The organism is Lentzea indica (assembly GCF_012184385.1).
GTDB lineage: Bacteria > Actinomycetota > Actinomycetes > Mycobacteriales > Pseudonocardiaceae > Lentzea > Lentzea indica.
Genome location: NZ_VSRL01000009.1, coordinates 69,009 through 83,720, shown reverse-complemented (window position 1 = coordinate 83,720; position 14,712 = coordinate 69,009). Strand labels below are relative to the sequence as shown.

At 67.6% G+C, this 14,712-nt stretch carries 14 protein-coding genes; 7 read left to right on the top strand and 7 right to left on the bottom strand.

Features of this window, described 5'->3' with window-relative positions; genetic code table 11:
* From FXN61_RS04635 to FXN61_RS04625, 3 genes are all read right to left on the bottom strand, one after another.
* Nucleotides 1-872, bottom strand: an 872-nt coding sequence (locus FXN61_RS04635; protein WP_167970558.1) for a WXG100 family type VII secretion target, incomplete at its 3' end; no start/stop codon positions are given.
* Nucleotides 869-1,474 carry a DUF3558 domain-containing protein gene (locus FXN61_RS04630; protein WP_167970556.1) on the bottom strand — a complete coding sequence of 202 codons (606 nt, stop codon included), beginning with the start codon at nt 1,472-1,474 and terminating at the stop codon, nt 869-871. The genes FXN61_RS04630 and FXN61_RS04635, both read right to left, overlap by 4 nt.
* A 4-nt stretch (nt 1,475-1,478) precedes the next feature.
* Nucleotides 1,479-1,784, bottom strand: coding sequence for a PE domain-containing protein (locus FXN61_RS04625; RefSeq protein WP_167970554.1), 306 nt, complete (start codon nt 1,782-1,784; stop codon nt 1,479-1,481).
* Between the two features lie 234 nt (nt 1,785-2,018).
* Between FXN61_RS04625 and FXN61_RS04620 the strand changes: the two genes are divergently transcribed.
* Genes FXN61_RS04620 through FXN61_RS04600 form a run of 5 tightly spaced genes read left to right on the top strand, consistent with a single transcriptional unit; the run spans nt 2,019 to nt 4,836 of the window.
* Nucleotides 2,019-2,378: a DUF6346 domain-containing protein gene (locus FXN61_RS04620; protein WP_167970552.1), complete on the top strand. Its 360-nt coding sequence runs from the start codon at nt 2,019-2,021 to the stop codon at nt 2,376-2,378.
* Nucleotides 2,360-2,995: a hypothetical protein gene (locus tag FXN61_RS04615; protein ID WP_167970550.1), complete on the top strand. Its 636-nt coding sequence runs from the start codon at nt 2,360-2,362 to the stop codon at nt 2,993-2,995. Before FXN61_RS04620 ends, FXN61_RS04615 begins: the two co-directional genes overlap by 19 nt.
* A gap of 36 nt (nt 2,996-3,031) precedes the next feature.
* Nucleotides 3,032-3,475, top strand: a complete 444-nt coding sequence (locus FXN61_RS04610; RefSeq protein ID WP_167970548.1) for a YbaB/EbfC family nucleoid-associated protein — start codon at nt 3,032-3,034, stop codon at nt 3,473-3,475.
* A gap of 9 nt (nt 3,476-3,484) precedes the next feature.
* Nucleotides 3,485-3,793 carry a hypothetical protein gene (locus FXN61_RS04605; protein WP_312877544.1) on the top strand — a complete coding sequence of 103 codons (309 nt, stop codon included), beginning with the start codon at nt 3,485-3,487 and terminating at the stop codon, nt 3,791-3,793.
* Nucleotides 3,790-4,836: a WXG100-like domain-containing protein gene (locus FXN61_RS04600; protein ID WP_246290652.1), complete on the top strand. Its 1,047-nt coding sequence runs from the start codon at nt 3,790-3,792 to the stop codon at nt 4,834-4,836. Before FXN61_RS04605 ends, FXN61_RS04600 begins: the two co-directional genes overlap by 4 nt.
* Here FXN61_RS04600 and FXN61_RS04595 read toward each other — a convergent pair.
* From FXN61_RS04595 to FXN61_RS04585, 3 genes are read right to left on the bottom strand one after another with little or no spacing between them, the layout of a single operon-like run.
* Nucleotides 4,820-5,239 (bottom strand): DUF4233 domain-containing protein, encoded by a 420-nt coding sequence (locus FXN61_RS04595; protein WP_167970546.1) that lies wholly within the window; start codon nt 5,237-5,239, stop codon nt 4,820-4,822. The genes FXN61_RS04600 and FXN61_RS04595 overlap by 17 nt on opposite strands.
* Nucleotides 5,236-6,573 (bottom strand): bifunctional tetrahydrofolate synthase/dihydrofolate synthase, encoded by a 1,338-nt coding sequence (folC, locus tag FXN61_RS04590; protein WP_167970544.1) that lies wholly within the window; start codon nt 6,571-6,573, stop codon nt 5,236-5,238. Before folC ends, FXN61_RS04595 begins: the two co-directional genes overlap by 4 nt.
* 3 nt (nt 6,574-6,576) lie before the next feature.
* Nucleotides 6,577-9,204: a valine--tRNA ligase gene (locus FXN61_RS04585; protein WP_167970543.1), complete on the bottom strand. Its 2,628-nt coding sequence runs from the start codon at nt 9,202-9,204 to the stop codon at nt 6,577-6,579.
* 118 nt (nt 9,205-9,322) lie between these two features.
* Between FXN61_RS04585 and FXN61_RS04580 the strand changes: the two genes are divergently transcribed.
* Together FXN61_RS04580 and FXN61_RS04575 are read left to right on the top strand one after the other, a co-directional pair.
* Complete coding sequence (locus FXN61_RS04580) at nt 9,323-10,063, top strand: hypothetical protein (RefSeq protein WP_167970541.1); 741 nt, start codon at nt 9,323-9,325, stop codon at nt 10,061-10,063.
* Nucleotides 10,064-10,211: 148 nt separating this feature from the next.
* Nucleotides 10,212-12,500, top strand: a complete 2,289-nt coding sequence (locus tag FXN61_RS04575) for an FdhF/YdeP family oxidoreductase (protein WP_167970539.1) — start codon at nt 10,212-10,214, stop codon at nt 12,498-12,500.
* Here the strand turns inward: FXN61_RS04575 and FXN61_RS04570 are convergent.
* The gene (locus tag FXN61_RS04570) at nt 12,493-14,685 is read right to left on the bottom strand and encodes a glycosyl hydrolase family 28 protein (protein ID WP_167970537.1); all 2,193 of its coding nucleotides are present in this window, start codon (nt 14,683-14,685) and stop codon (nt 12,493-12,495) included. The two genes, FXN61_RS04575 and FXN61_RS04570, sit on opposite strands and share 8 nt — an antisense overlap.
* Nucleotides 14,686-14,712 lie beyond the last annotated feature (27 nt).

Sequence of the window (14,712 nt, the reverse complement as noted above, 5' to 3'; positions counted from 1 at the left end):
CCGGTACCGACGGGCACGCCGATCGGCGGGATACCCGTGTTCGGCGGCCGGTCGATCACGCCGCCGATCGGCGGCTTGCCGGGGCCGAGCTCACCCGGCTTGCCGGGGCCACCACCCCGGCCGTCGTCTCCACCGCTGACCCAGCTGGTGTCGGTCCGGTCGCCGTTGAGGTCGCCGGGAGGGGTCCAGCCGGTGCCTGTCGGACCCTGCGGAGAACCGGTCGTGCTCGGGAAGCCGGACCCGGTGCCGGTCGGACGGCCCGTGCTGCTGGTGTTCGTGGTCTTGTCGCCACCGCTCTCGTTGCTGGTGATGACCTCGACGTTGAGGCTGTCGGCCGTCACGCCGGGGAACTCCTTGGGCAGGTCACCGCGGTTGGTGTTGCTGGCGCTCTGGAACTCGCTGTACACCTTGCGGTTGTGCGACTCTTCGGAGTTGTACTTGTTGACGGCGTCCTCGGCGTCGGTGTCCCACGGCGACACGTCGTCCCAGAAGCCCGTGTCGGGCTTGCTGGCCGGCATGTCCTTGAGCTGACCCTTGTTGTAGTTGAACTGGTAGACCTGGTTCGACAACGAGTGGTCGGCCTGCCGCAGCGCGTCCTGCATCTGGACCATGGCCTGCTTGATCGGGTTGCCGGCGGCCTGCGCGGCGTCCGCGCTCGTACCGGTCCACGCCTCGCCGAGCGTCTCGCCGACCTTCTTGAGCCTGGCTTCGACGCCGGCGTAGGTGCGCTCCAGCTCCGCGGCCTTGTTGGCGGCGTTCTGCGCTGATCCGGTGCCGGGGCCGCCGGTCATCTGGGCGTAGATCTCATGCCCGGAGAACCCGTCCGCGCGGGTGTTGTCCTGGCTGAAGCAACTGGGCGCGGGCCGCGTCATTTCACACCTGCCTTGATCGTGGTGATTGCCAGGTTCGCGAACTCGGTGGCCCCAGCGCACGGGTCCGCGAAGTACTTGCTCTTCTCATCGCTGAGGAAGGTGACGAGGATCGCCCTCTCGTCGGAGGCGCCGACGGTGAGCTCGCAGTTGCCTTCCTTGCGCTGGTCGGTGAGGAGGGAGACGATCGCCGGGTAGCCCTGGATCGCGGGCCGCTCCTCGAACACGGCGAACGTGTCCTTCCTGGCGTACTGGGAGTCGAGGTTCGTCCCTGCGGGAAGGATCCCCATGCCGACGGACATCTCCGCGGCGGTGAGCGTGCCGGACCACTGGCAGGAGGCGCCCAGAGAGCCGGTGTTCACCGACCCGGTGACGCCGGGCAGGCCGTAAGCCGTCAGCTGTGCCGCAGTGACCGCATTGCACGGAGCGGCCTCGACGGCAGCCAGGTTGAGCGGGTTCGAGACCTTGGGCGCGCCACCACTGCTGCTGCTGGTGCTCGTCGGCTGGGTCGCGTTGGTCGGCGTACCGGTGGTACCGCCGCCGGTGCTGCAACCTGCCAGCAGTGCGAGTGCGGCGGTACCGGCGACGATGGTTCGGATGCGCAACTGCTCAGTCCTTCGGCTTGAAGTTCGCCTGGTTGCCCTGCTCGGTCTGCTCGTACTGGGCGAGCGTGGCTTTCAGGTTCTCGATTCGGGTCTTCAACGTCTTGCGCAGCTGGTCGTTCGACGTCTGGTGCGCCGCGCCGGAGGTGACCGCCCAGTTGTTGTAGACCTTGCTCGGCATGTCGAGCCCGGCGGGCTGGACCCTGACCAGCTCCTGGCCGGTGTAGTGGGCCTTCTCGAGGTCGCCGTAGATGGCCTCGTACTCCTTGATGGCAGCGCGAAGTGTGTCGAGATCGACCTTGGTCCCGCTCATACCCCAGTACCCTCCCCTGCAGATTCGTGCGTCGAGCAGCATACCGCCAGGCCATGGCCGTCGTCCCGGTTTCAAACCACGATCGGGTGAATCAGACGAAGTGTCGCCTTCGCATTGCGACAAGTGAGGGTACGAAGTGCGAGAGGTGTCGTTCTTTGGCGCTTTTCGTCAGCGCCGCAATTCATTGACATTTATGTGTCACCTTGCGAGCGCCGAGCTGTCTAGGGTGTCCGAGTGCGCGCACTCGCCTTCGGACTCGCCGCTGTCCTCGCCTTCCTCGCACTGGCCACGACGATCCGGACCACCGACGTCCTGGTCGGCTCGGTCGACGCGGAGCAGGTCGGTACCGCCACCGTCTCGTCCTGCACCGAGCAGGGACCGGTCGGGAGGTGGGGAGTCGGCACCAGCTACGGGTGCTCCGCGGACGTGCGGTGGGAGGACGGGCGCACCGAGCGGCTCTCGTTCCCGCCGGGGCAGCTGGAGCCCGGTGAGCGCGATGTCGCCGTCTTCCGGTCGAACCGGGATCCCGGGCTCAACGACAGCGGTCGCTGGTTCCTCGCCGGGCGCTCGCCGCGGTGGCGCTGGGGCTGCTGACGCTGTGGTTCGCCGGTGCCGCCGCCCTGTCGCTCGTTCCGGCGCGCAACGGGCAGAAGAAGCCGGACGGGCAGTGGCCGGTGACCAAGGAGGACGTGAAGGCGACTCCGGTCACGCGACGTGTACGGCGGCTGCGGTTGTACGCCTGGCTCGGGCTTGCCACGGCGGTGGCGGAGGGGTTGGCCTCGATGCCGTTCTTCGACGCGCCGCGACGGGTCGGGGCGTTCGTGTCGCCGTGGCCGGAGCTGGAACGCGCCTGGCTCGTGGATCTGCCGTCCGGAGTGCTCGCCGGGTTCGCCGTGCTGGTCGCCATCATGATCGGGCTGATCGCGGAGAGCGTGCACAAGGACGCGGCGCGGATTGTCCGATATGGACAGTCCTATCTCGCGACGAAGAAGCAGGTGCCAGGCGGCAACAGCTGGGTGCCGACGGCGTTGATCGCGGCGCTCGCCGTGGGTGCGGTCGTCAAGGCCGTGGTCGCGATGCCGGGGAACGCACCGCTCGCGGTGTGGCTGGCGGGAGGCAGGGACGCCCTGGTCCTGCTCGCGTTGCTGGCCATCACGGTCCGCACCCGACAGTCCGCAAAGGACATGGTCGCCGAATTGGTTCACGAGTAGGGGAACCGAAGGACGGTTCGCTCAGTCTCACGACGCATGAGTTCTGCAGAACTGGGCGCTGGGCAGCAGCGACTCGACGAGTACATGCGCCGTGTCAACGACATCCAGCAGCGGGCCGAGGAGACGCAGGCTCAGCTCAAGGCGTTGCGCGCACACGTGAGCAGTCCCGACCGTTCGGTCACGGTGACGATGGCTCCCGGTGGGCGGATGGAGAAGCTGAGTCTGACGCCCTCCGCGATGAGGATGTCCCACGACCAGCTGGCCGCCATGATCACCGAGACCGTCAGCAGAGGGCACGCGGCCGTCGCCGAGCAGATGGAGGCGACGATGCAGCCGTTGATCGGCGGCACGACCGCCATGGACTTCCTGCGTGACCAGGTCACCGCGGCGCAGCAGCCGGAGGAGACCGAGGAACAGCCGCGACAGCAGCGGCCGCTGCGCCCGGACGACGACGAGCCGTTCAACACCATCTACCGGTAGGGGGACCCGGTGTCAGAATTCGCAATGGTGCCCGCCGACGTGATCAACCACGCGGGCAACGTGCAGTCGATGGGCATGGAGCTCACGACGGCCGCCGGGCGAGGCCAGAGCGTCGACCTCGGCATTGAGACGTACGGCATCATCGGCCAGATCTTCAGCGTGCCGGTGCGCATTCACATCGCGGCGATCGCGAACTCGATCAACGAACTGGCGAACGCGCTGCCCGACGTGGCGGACGCGCTGCGCGACTGCGCGGACGCCACCCAGCAGACCGACGACGACCACGCGAAGCTGTTCGACAAGTACAAGGGGCGATGATGGTTCTCGACGTCAGTGCGGACAACGCCACCGACGGTGCCAGGATCGTCGACACCGTCTGGAAGTGCGCGGAGGACTTCAACAACCCCAGCGACTGGGCGTTCGACGGTGTCGCGCTGGGTCTCGACGTGCTCGGTTTCGTCGCGAACCCGCTGGGCACGCTCGTGGGCGCGGGCATCGGCTGGTTGATCGAGCACGTGTCGTTCCTCAAGGAGCCGCTGGACGACCTCGCCGGCGACCCCGGCGCGATCAACGTCGTCGCGGCCGCCTGGGGCGAGGTCGCCAAGGCGTGCGCGAAGGTCGGCAACGACTACGCGCAGGCCGCCACCAGCCAGACGAGCACGTGGACCGGCCAGTCCGGCGACGGCTACCGCAAGGCGGCGTCCACGCTCGCCGACCAGGTCAAGGCGCTGGAGGGAGCCGCGAACGCGGTCGCCACCGGCATCCGGGGTACGGGCATCCTGGTCGCGGCGGTGCGCGGCATCATCCGCGACATCGTGGCCGACGTGGTGGCGGAGTTCATCATCGCCGCGGTGACCGCGCTCGCGACGAGCTGGTGCAGCTTCGGCGCCTCGATCGCCGCGTTCACCGGCTGGGCCGTGGCACGGGCGGCGTCGACCGCTGGCAAGATCGCGGGCAAGGTCAGCAAGCTGCTGATGAAGCTCGCGCAGGCCGTCCGCAAGTTCGACAACCTCAAGGGCGTGTCCGACGCGCTCGCCAAGGCCGCGGTCAACATCGGCCGCAAGGCCAAGGGCGTCGGCAGGGCGATCGGCAAGAACCACGCCTCGGTCAAGCAGATCGAGGACGGCTTCTCCAGCGCCAACAACGCGATCCGCGACAAGCTCACGTTCGGCAACGACACGATGAAGAACGCGGCCAACCGTGTCGACGACATCATGGCCCCGCGTGGCCGCGACGGGTTCGCGGACACGATCAAGCCCATCGCACTCGGCCGGACGGGCGCCTCCGAGGCGTTCAAGGAAGGCGCGAACTGGGACGAGAGTTACGAGAAGGGCCAGCAGGAGCTCAACGAGAAGAAGTAGCCGGTCCGTCGTTCTGCTGTTGTTGCTGCGCGGGCAACCTGCCCTCGGCCATCCGCTTGAGCAGGTCCCTGCGCAGCCACAGCAGGTACGCCCACACCAGACCGAAGATCACGCCGATCACGCCCATCGCGGGCAGCAGCAGCCAGGTCGCGATCAGCAGCACGTGCAGGCCGACGACGGCGGCGATCGCCCACGGGCGGCGGACGAAGGCGCACATCGCGATGAACACCGCGATGAAGCCGAACGCCACCCAGCCGACCGCCGACGTGACGCCGCCGTGCAGCTTGGCGATCACCGGCAGGGCCAGTGCCACGACGATGACCTCGAGGATCAGCGTGCCGGCCATGATGCCCCGGAAGGCCTTCATGGGGTCTTTCTTCGGAGCAGGAACAGCCTCGGTCACGCCGGCTCCTTCCCGAACAGCGCGCGGGCCTCGCCCGCGGTGACGACGGAGCCGGTGACGATCACGCCGCCGCCGGACAGTTCGTCCTCGGTCAGGTGGATCGCTTCCTCGATGGCGTCGTCCAGGCGCGGGCGCACCTCGAAGCGGTCCTCGCCGAAGATCGGGATCGCGATACCGGCGAGCACGTCGGGGTCCATGGCGCGCGGAGACGAGTTGGTGGTGATCACCAGCTCGTGCACGACGGGTTCCAGGGCGGAGAGGATGCCCTCCGCGTCCTTGTCCGACATGACGGCCACGACGGCGACCAGCTTGCGGAAGCCGAACTCCGAGTCCAGTGCGCGAGCCAGCGCTGCGGCACCGTGCGGGTTGTGCGCGGCGTCGACGAACACGTTGGGTGCGGAACGGACGCGCTCCAGGCGGCCCGGCGTGACGACCGTGGCGAAGCCCTCGCGCACAGCTTCCACGTCGAGTTGACGGTCGGCACCGGCACCGAAGAACGCTTCGACGGAAGCCAGAGCCAAAGCGGCGTTGGCTGCCTGGTGCTCGCCGTGCAGCGGCAGGAAGATGTCCTCGTAGACGCCGCCCAGTCCCTGCAACGTGATCAGCTGACCGCCGACCGCCACCGAGCGGGAGACGACGCCGAACTCACTGCCGAAGCGGGCGACCATGGCGTCCACGGAGGCGACACGTTCGAGGATGACCTTCATGGCCTCCGGCGTCTGCTCGCCGACGATCGCGACGGCACCCGGCTTGATGATGCCGGCCTTCTCCGCGGCGATGTCCTCGATGCGCGTACCGAGGTAGTCGGTGTGGTCGAGGCCGATCGGCGTGAGGACGGCGATGCGGGCGTCCGCGATGGACGTCGCGTCCCAGGTGCCGCCCATGCCGACCTCGACCACGGCGACGTCGACCGGCGCGTCCGCGAAGGCCGCGTAGGCCATGCCGGTGAGCACCTCGAACTTGCTCATCCGGATCTCGGACCGGCTGTCCACCATGGCGACGTACGGCTCGATGTCGCGGTAGACCTCGACGTAGCGCTCGGGGCTGATCGGCTGGTTGTCGAGGCTGATGCGCTCGGTCGCGAGCTGCAGGTGCGGGCTCGTGTAGCGGCCGGTGCGCAGGCCGATGCGCGAGAAGAGCGCATCGGCCATGCGTGACGTCGACGTCTTGCCGTTCGTGCCCGTCAGCTGCACGACCGGGTAGTTCGTGTGCGGGTCACCCAGCACGTGGGCGAGCGCCTTGATCCGGTCCAGCGACGGCTCGAGCTTGGTCTCGGGCCACCGCTGGTTGAGCTCGTTCTCGACGTCGAGGAACTCGTCGAGGTTGCTGTCCACTTGTTACGCCTCCGGCAGCGCGGCCAGGCGCTCGTTGATGCGGGTGATGTCGGACTCCGCCGCAGCCTTGCGGGCCTCGATCTTGGCCTTGACCTCGGCGGGCGCCTTGGCCAGGAAGGCCTCGTTCCCGAGCTTGCCCGACGTCTGCGCCAGCTCCTTCTGAGCCACCGCGAGGTCCTTCTCGAGGCGCTTGCGCTCGGCCACGACGTCGATCGCGCCGGACAGGTCCAGCTCGACCTTCACGGCACCCTTGGGCAGGCCGACCTCCAGCGTCGCCGAGACGGTGAACTCGTCGCCCGGCTCGGTCAGCCGCGTCATCGCGCGGACCGACGGCACCTGGTCGACGAGACCGACGCAGCACGCGCCGCGGACCTTGCCCGCGACCTTCTGACCCGGCTTGAGGCCCTGCTCGGAACGGAACCGGCGGATCTCGGTTGCCAGCTTCTTCAGGCCCTCGACCTGCGCACGGGCGTCCTCGTCACGCTCAGCGCCAGAAGCCTGGGGCCACTCGGCGATGACGAGCGACTCCTCACCGGTGAGCGCGGTCCACAGCGTCTCGGTGATGAACGGGATCGACGGGTGCAGCAGGCGCAGCACCGTGTCCAGCACGTGGCCGAGGACGGACTGCGTGGCCTCGACGCGGCCTTCGGCGATCTGGACCTTCGCGATCTCCAGGTACCAGTCGCAGAACTCGTCCCACGTGAAGCTGTAGAGCGCCTCGCAGACCCTGGCGAACTGGAAGGTCTCGAAGTTCGCGTCCACAGTGGACACCAGCTGGTCGAGCTCGTCCAGGATCCAGCGGTCGGCGGCGGTCAGCTCGTCGCGCGCGGGCAGCGGGCGCGACACCGTCGCCCCGTTGGCCAGAGCGAAGCGCGTCGCGTTCCACAGCTTCGTGGTGAAGTTGCGCGAACCGGCCGCCCACTCCTCCGCGAGCGCCATGTCCGAACCGGGGTTCGCGCCGCGCAGCAACGTGAACCGCGTGGCGTCCGCGCCGTAGGAGTCCATCCAGTCCAGCGGGTCGATGCCGTTGCCCTTGGTCTTCGACATCTTCTTGCCCTGCGCGTCCCGGATGAGACCGTGCAGGTAGACGTGGTCGAACGGCTGCACGTCGTCCATCGCGTACAGGCCGAACATCATCATCCGGACGACCCAGAAGAACAGGATGTCGTAGCCGGTCGACAGGACGCTGGTCGGATAGAACTTCTTCAGGTCCTCGGTGGAGTCGGGCCAGCCCAGCGTCGAGAACGGCCACAGACCGGAGGAGAACCAGGTGTCGAGGACGTCCTCGTCCTGGCGCCAGCCCTCGCCGGTGGGCGCCTCGTCGTCCGGTCCGACGCAGACGACCTCACCGTCCGGGCCGTACCAGACCGGAATCCGGTGCCCCCACCACAGCTGGCGCGAGATGCACCAGTCGTGCAGGTTGTCGGTCCAGTCGAAGTACCGCTTCGCGAGGTCCTGCGGGTGGATCGTGGTGCGGCCGTCGCGAACGGCGGCAGAGGCCTTCGCCGCGAGGCTCTCGACCTTGACCCACCACTGCAGCGACAGGCGCGGCTCGATGACCGTGTCGCACCGCGAGCAGTGCCCGACCGCGTGAACGTACGGACGCTTCTCCGCGACGATGCGCCCCTGGTCGCGCAACGCGGCGACAATGGCGGGACGCGCCTCGAAGCGGTCGAGCCCCTCGAACGGGCCGTGCGCCGTGATGACCGCGCGACCGTCCATGATCGTGAGGTTCGGCAGGTTGTGGCGCTGACCGATCTCGAAGTCGTTCGGGTCGTGTGCCGGGGTCACCTTGACCGCGCCCGTGCCGAACTTCGGGTCGACGTGCGTGTCCGCCACGATCGGGATGCGGCGGCCGGTCAACGGCAGTTCGACCTCGGTGCCGATCAGGTGCCGGTAGCGCTCGTCGTCCGGGTGGACGGCGACCGCGGTGTCGCCCAGCATCGTCTCGGCGCGCGTGGTCGCGACGACGATCGAGGCGTCACCGTCGCCGTAGCGGATGGAGACGAGCTCGCCGTCGTCGTCGGAGTGGTCGACCTCGACGTCGGACAGCGCCGTCTGGCAGCGCGGGCACCAGTTGATGATCCGCTCGGCCTGGTAGATCAGGCCGTCGTCGTACATCTTCTTGAAGATCGTCTGGACGGCGCGGGACAGCCCCTCGTCCATCGTGAAGCGCTCGCGCGACCAGTCGATGCCGTCGCCGAGGCGCTTCATCTGGCCGAGGATCTTGCCGCCGTACTCCTCTTTCCACTCCCAGACGCGCTCGACGAACTTCTCGCGCCCGAGGTCGTGCCGCGACAGGCCCTGGCCGGCGAGGTCGCGCTCGACCGCGTTCTGGGTGGCGATGCCCGCGTGGTCCATGCCCGGCAGCCACAGCACCTCGTAGCCCTGCATGCGGCGGCGCCTGGTCAGCGCGTCCATCACGCTGTGGTTCATGGCGTGGCCCATGTGCAGGGAGCCGGTGACGTTGGGCGGCGGCAGCACGATGGTGAACGGCGGCTTGTCGCTGTGCACGTCCGCCGTGAAGTAGCCCCGGTCGACCCACCGCTGGTACAGCTCCGCCTCTACCTCCGCCGGAGTCCACGCGGCGGGGAGGTCAGGACGCTGGGTTGCGGTGTCGAGTTCAGTCACAGCTGTCAAGTCTACGGAGGCCGGGGTATCGACTTGAAACGAGATACCTGCTAACGGGCGTGGCAACCGGAACGGGCCCGCGAACGTGGTGTCCGTACCGGCGTCTCTGGGGGAATTGATGAGCAACAAGGTGGTGTCCGCGCTCGCGCTGATCGTCATCGGCGCGGTCCTGTTCGGGCTCTACAGGGCCGGCGAGTTCGGAGAGATCACGCCCCACGACGTGTCGCTGCCGCAGACGGGCGTCAACGTCGAGATGCCTTTCGCCGGCACACCGGCCGAGCAGTGGCAGGAGGGCGAGAAGGGCATCGTCGTGCCGGACGCCAACCCGGCGTACGAGCAGGTTCGGCAGGCGCTCATCGCGTCGCGGATGGACCCGGCGATCCTCAACGAGCACAGGCCCGACCGCTACCTCGCGATGCTGGCCCCCGAGGTGCGCGAGCACGTCACGAAGGAGCTGTCGAGCTGGATCACACGGCTCAAACAGGGCACCAAACTGCTGCCCAACGGCATCCGCGTGTCCGGGAAGATGACGCTCGGCGAGAAAGACGGCTATCCGACCGTGACAGCGGACTACGTCTTCGCGTACGCGTTCGAGCCACCGAACCCGAAGAAGCTGCTCAACCAGATGGAGATCGTCGCGGCCATCCGCGAACAGGTCACGTACATGATCACGCCAGAGGGACTGTGGCCCTCGGACTCCACGGGCTTCCAGTACTCGATCGCGTGCACGGCGGCCAAGGAAGGTTTCCTCGCACCGCAGTTCGTCGAGCCGCCGAAACCCGACCAGGGCCTGCCCGGCGACGAGAAGAAGTACTTCTCGACCGACGGGCAGATGCCGACCGAGAACACCTGCGACTGATCACCCTTTCAGAGGTGCCGATGCACAGTGACGCCGATCACAATTGACCGTCACGGACCGTTCAACCCCTTGGGGCCCGTGACGGCGACGCCGCCGCGTTCTTCGGGGGCGCTGGCGGCGCCGACGTCGATCAGCGAAGAATGCAGCTATGAGCAGCAAGCCCCCGCAGCACGACGTCGACGAGTCCGCGCTCGAAGTCAGCACCCCCAAGACATGGGCAGCGGGTATCCCCGGTGTGCTCGTGTCGCTCGACCGCGCGGTCGAGCAGATGGGCGTCAGCCGGACGGTCAAGACGTTGCGACTGCTCAACCAGCGTGAAGGTTTCGACTGTCCCGGTTGCGCGTGGCCGGAGCCGCAGGGCCACCGCAAGATGGCGGAGTTCTGCGAGAACGGCGCGAAGGCCGTCGCGGAGGAAGCCACCAAGCGACGAATCGGGCCGGAGTTCTTCGCCGAGCACTCCGTCGAGAGCCTGCGGACCAAGACGGACTACTGGCTCGGCCAGCAGGGCAGGCTCACCGAGCCGATGGTGCTCAGGCCCGGTGCCACGCACTACACGCCGATCAGCTGGGACGCCGCGTTCACCCTCGTCGCGGACGAGCTGACGTCGCTGTCCTCACCCGATGAGGCGATCTTCTACACGTCGGGCCGCACCAGCAACGAGGCCGCGTTCCTCTACCAGCTGCTGGTCCGCTCGTTCGGCACCAACAACCTGCCGGACTGCTCGAACATGTGCCACGAGTCCTCCGGTGCCGCGCTGAACGAGACCATCGGCATCGGCAAGGGCTCGGTGTCGATCAAGGACTTCGAGCTCGCCGACCTGATCGTGGTCGTCGGCCAGAACCCCGGCACGAACCACCCGCGCATGCTCAGCGCGCTGGAGGACGCCAAGAAGAACGGCGCGAAGATCATCGCCGTGAACCCGCTGCCGGAAGCCGGGCTGATGCGGTTCAAGAACCCGCAGAACGTCTCGGGCCTGGTCGGCCGCGGCACCGCGCTGTGCGACGAGTTCGTGCAGATCAAGGTCGGCGGCGACCAGGCGCTGTTCCAGGCGATCGGCCACCTGCTGCTGCAGTGGGACAAGGTCGACAAGGAGTTCGTCACCAGCGTCACGCACGGCTTCGAGGAGTACGCGGAAAGCCTGCGCGAGCTCGATTGGGACCGCGTGCTCACCGCGACCGGCCTGACCCGCGAGCAGATCACCCGCGTGGCTGGCATGTTCGTCGACTCGCAGCGCACGATCGCTTGCTGGGCAATGGGTCTCACCCAGCACAAGCACAGCGTTCCGACGATCCGCGAGGTCGCGAACGTCATGTTCCTGCGCGGCATGATCGGCAAGCCCGGCGCGGGCCTGTGTCCGGTGCGCGGTCACTCGAACGTGCAGGGCGACCGGACCATGGGCATCTACGAGAAGATGCCGGAGAAGTTCCTGCTGGCGCTGGAGACCGAGTTCGGCATCCCGGTGCCGCGCAAGCACGGCTTCGACACCGTCGACGCCATCAACGCGATGCGCCACGGCCGCGGCAAGGTGTTCATCGCGATGGGCGGCAACTTCGTCAGCGCCACCCCGGACACCCCGGTGACCGAGAAGGCGCTGGAGCAGTGCTCGCTCACCGTCCAGGTCTCCACGAAGCTCAACCGCTCGCACGTCGTCCACGGCAAGACTGCGCTCATCCTGCCCGCGCTCGGTCGCACCGAGAGCGACGTGCAGCACTCCGGCGAGCAGTTCGTGACGGTCGAGGACTCGATGTCGGTCGTGCACCGCTCGCGCGGCAGGTTGAAGCCCGCGTCCGACCAGCTGCTGTCGGAGATCTCCATCGTGTGCCGGTTGGCGCGCAAGGTTCTCGGTGCTTCCCACCCGGTGGCGTGGGAGGAGTTCGAGAAGGACTACGACGTCATCCGTGAGCACATTTCGCGCGTGGTGCCGGGTTGCACCGACTACAACACGCGCGTGCGTCAGCCCGACGGTTTCGTGCTGCCGCACCCGCCGCGTGACTCGCGCGAGTTCGCGACGACGACCGGCAAGGCGAACTTCACCGCGAACCAGTTGACGGTGCTGGAGGTGCCCGAGGGCAGGCTCCTGATGCAGACCCTGCGCAGCCACGACCAGTACAACACCACGATCTACGGCCTGGACGACCGCTACCGCGGCGTGAAGGACGGCCGGCGCGTGGTGTTCGTGAACCCCGACGACATCAAGGAGCTGGGGTTCTCCGACGGCCAGATGGTCAACATCGTGTCGGAGTGGAAGGACGACCCGACGGGCGTTGTCGAACGCCGCGCCGAGTCGTTCCGGATCGTCTCCTACCCGACCGCGCACGGGTGCGTGGCCACGTACTTCCCCGAGGCGAACCCCTTGGTGCCGCTGGACTCCAAGGCGGACATCTCGGGAACGCCGACCTCCAAGTCGGTGATCGTGCGCTTGGAACCCGTTACTTGATGACCACCGTGTAGTTGCTGGCACCACCGTTGGGTCCCAACTGGACCTCCCCCGCCGCGAAGCCCTTGGCGTACAGGCGGAAGGTCTTCGGAGACCCTTCGGTGTTGACCAGCTGAAGACCGCTGTCGAGCCACAGCGCGTCCATCCACGGGCGCTTGCCGAGCCGCGTGTCGACCGCGACGTACACCACTGCGTCGCGGTTGATCGTGAAGCGCGCCAACGGGTTCTGCGTCGCCGACTTCGAGTCGTTGGCGGTGCGGATCCACTGCGCGCCCGCGACTTCGGCCGGCACCGCGCTGAAGGTGAAGTCGCGGTCGCCGTACTGCGCGACACCGGTGCGCAGGTTGGTCTGCAACGACCAGTCCCCCGCGTTTCCGGTGTCGGCGACCGAAAGCCCGCTCAGCTCCAGTTCCCCTGGCGCGTCACCGATCGTCAGCCGGGCCGTGGCGGACTTCGTGACCGATCCCGCGGTGCCCGTGACGGTGATGGTCGACGTGCCTTCCGGGGTGTCCGGCAGGGTCGCGACGGTCATCGTGGCCGTGTCGCCGGGATTGACGGTGGCCGGGTTGAACTGGACCACCGCACCGGCTGGGACGTTCTCCGCGTCCAGCGAGATCGGACCTGGCGAGCCCGTGAAGGCGGTGCGGATCGCGTAAGCCGCGGTCTCGCCTGGCTGGATCGTCCGCGCCGCGGGGTCGACGGTGAGGCTGAAGTCGTTGCTCACACCGCACTTCTCGGTCGAGCCGGTGTTCGTGATCCGCGGCGACCCGCTGTTGCGCACGCAGAACCCGGTGGTGTTGCGGAAGAGGAAGTCCGTCGGGCTGTTGCTGCCGCGCTCCCAGCCGAACGTGTCGAAGGAGATGTCGGTCGAGTTGTCGGTGATCACCGCCGGCCGGCCGTCGTTGCTGGTGAACGAGACCCCGCTGCCGCCGGCGAACCTGATGCGGTCGGCGTACCGGATGTACCAGCCGTACGCGGGCCTGGTGCCGATGCTGTTCGGGTTGTAGTTCGTGCGCTGGTTGCTCGGCGGGTTCGTGGACATGGTGCCGTTGCCGCCGGGCACGTTGATCTTCACGTTGGTGAACGTGACGTCGCTGATCCGGCCGTCCTGGTCACCGTGGATGGTGGGGCTGAACGACGGCGAGGCACCGTTGATCGTGATGTTGTCGTAGGTGATGTTGCGGATCGAGCCGACGCCGGGGTTGTTGCCGCAGCGTTTTCGCGCGCCGACCTTCATCATGATCGGCGACCGCACACCGCTGATGGTGATGTCGCGGTAGTGCACGTCGGAGATGTTCGTGCCGTCCATCGACACCATGCCGAGGCCGGACTTGTTGGAGCCCTTGATGTCGATGCGCTGGAAGTCGTAGCCGGTGAAGTCACCGCACGTCTCCGAACCGAACATCAACGCGTTGCAGCACCCCGCGCTGAGCTTGGTGTCGTAGACCTTCACGTTGCCGTTGGCCAGCTTCTGCCCGAGTGCGTAGTCGCTCTTGAACGCCAGCGCATCGTCGTTGCCGGCGAAGTTGCCGTTGGTGATCGTCACGTTGGTGGTGCTGATGACGTTCCAGCCGTCGCGGTCGCTCGCGGTGTCGATCGTCAGCCGGTCGCTGACCACGTTCTTGCAGCCGTTGATCAGCATCGCGAAGTGCCCGCCACGCCGCAGCTTGATGCCGCTGACGGTGAGGTTCTCGCAGCGCGTCAACGAGATGATCTTGTCAGCCTGGCCGCGGCCGGGGTTGCCGGTGATCAGGTTGCCGCCGCCGTCGATGGTGCCCTGGCCGACGAACGCGATGTTCGTCAGCCGGTCGCCCCAGATCATCGCGTTGTGGAAGTGGCTGTGCCCGTAGTCCTGGTACTCGTCCCACGGGTTGTCCTCCGGCGGGTCGTACCCGGTGCCGGACGCACCCATGATCGTCGCGCCCGCGTCGAGCTGGATCGTGACGTTGCTCTTCAGGTGGATCGAGTTGGGCGAGCGGTACGTGCCCGACGGGAACTGCACGGTCCCGCCGCCTGCCGCGTTCGCCGCGGTGATCGCCCTGTTGATCGCGGCCGTGTCGTTCGCACTGCCGTTGCCGACAGCGCCGTAGTCCTTGACGTTGTGCACCGCCGCCTGGGCGGGTTCCGCGAGCACTGTTGTAGTCAACAGTGCCGCCAGTACCGCCGCGCCGAGTCTCCGGAACACCGATGTTCTCCCCTCGGTCGAGGTGAA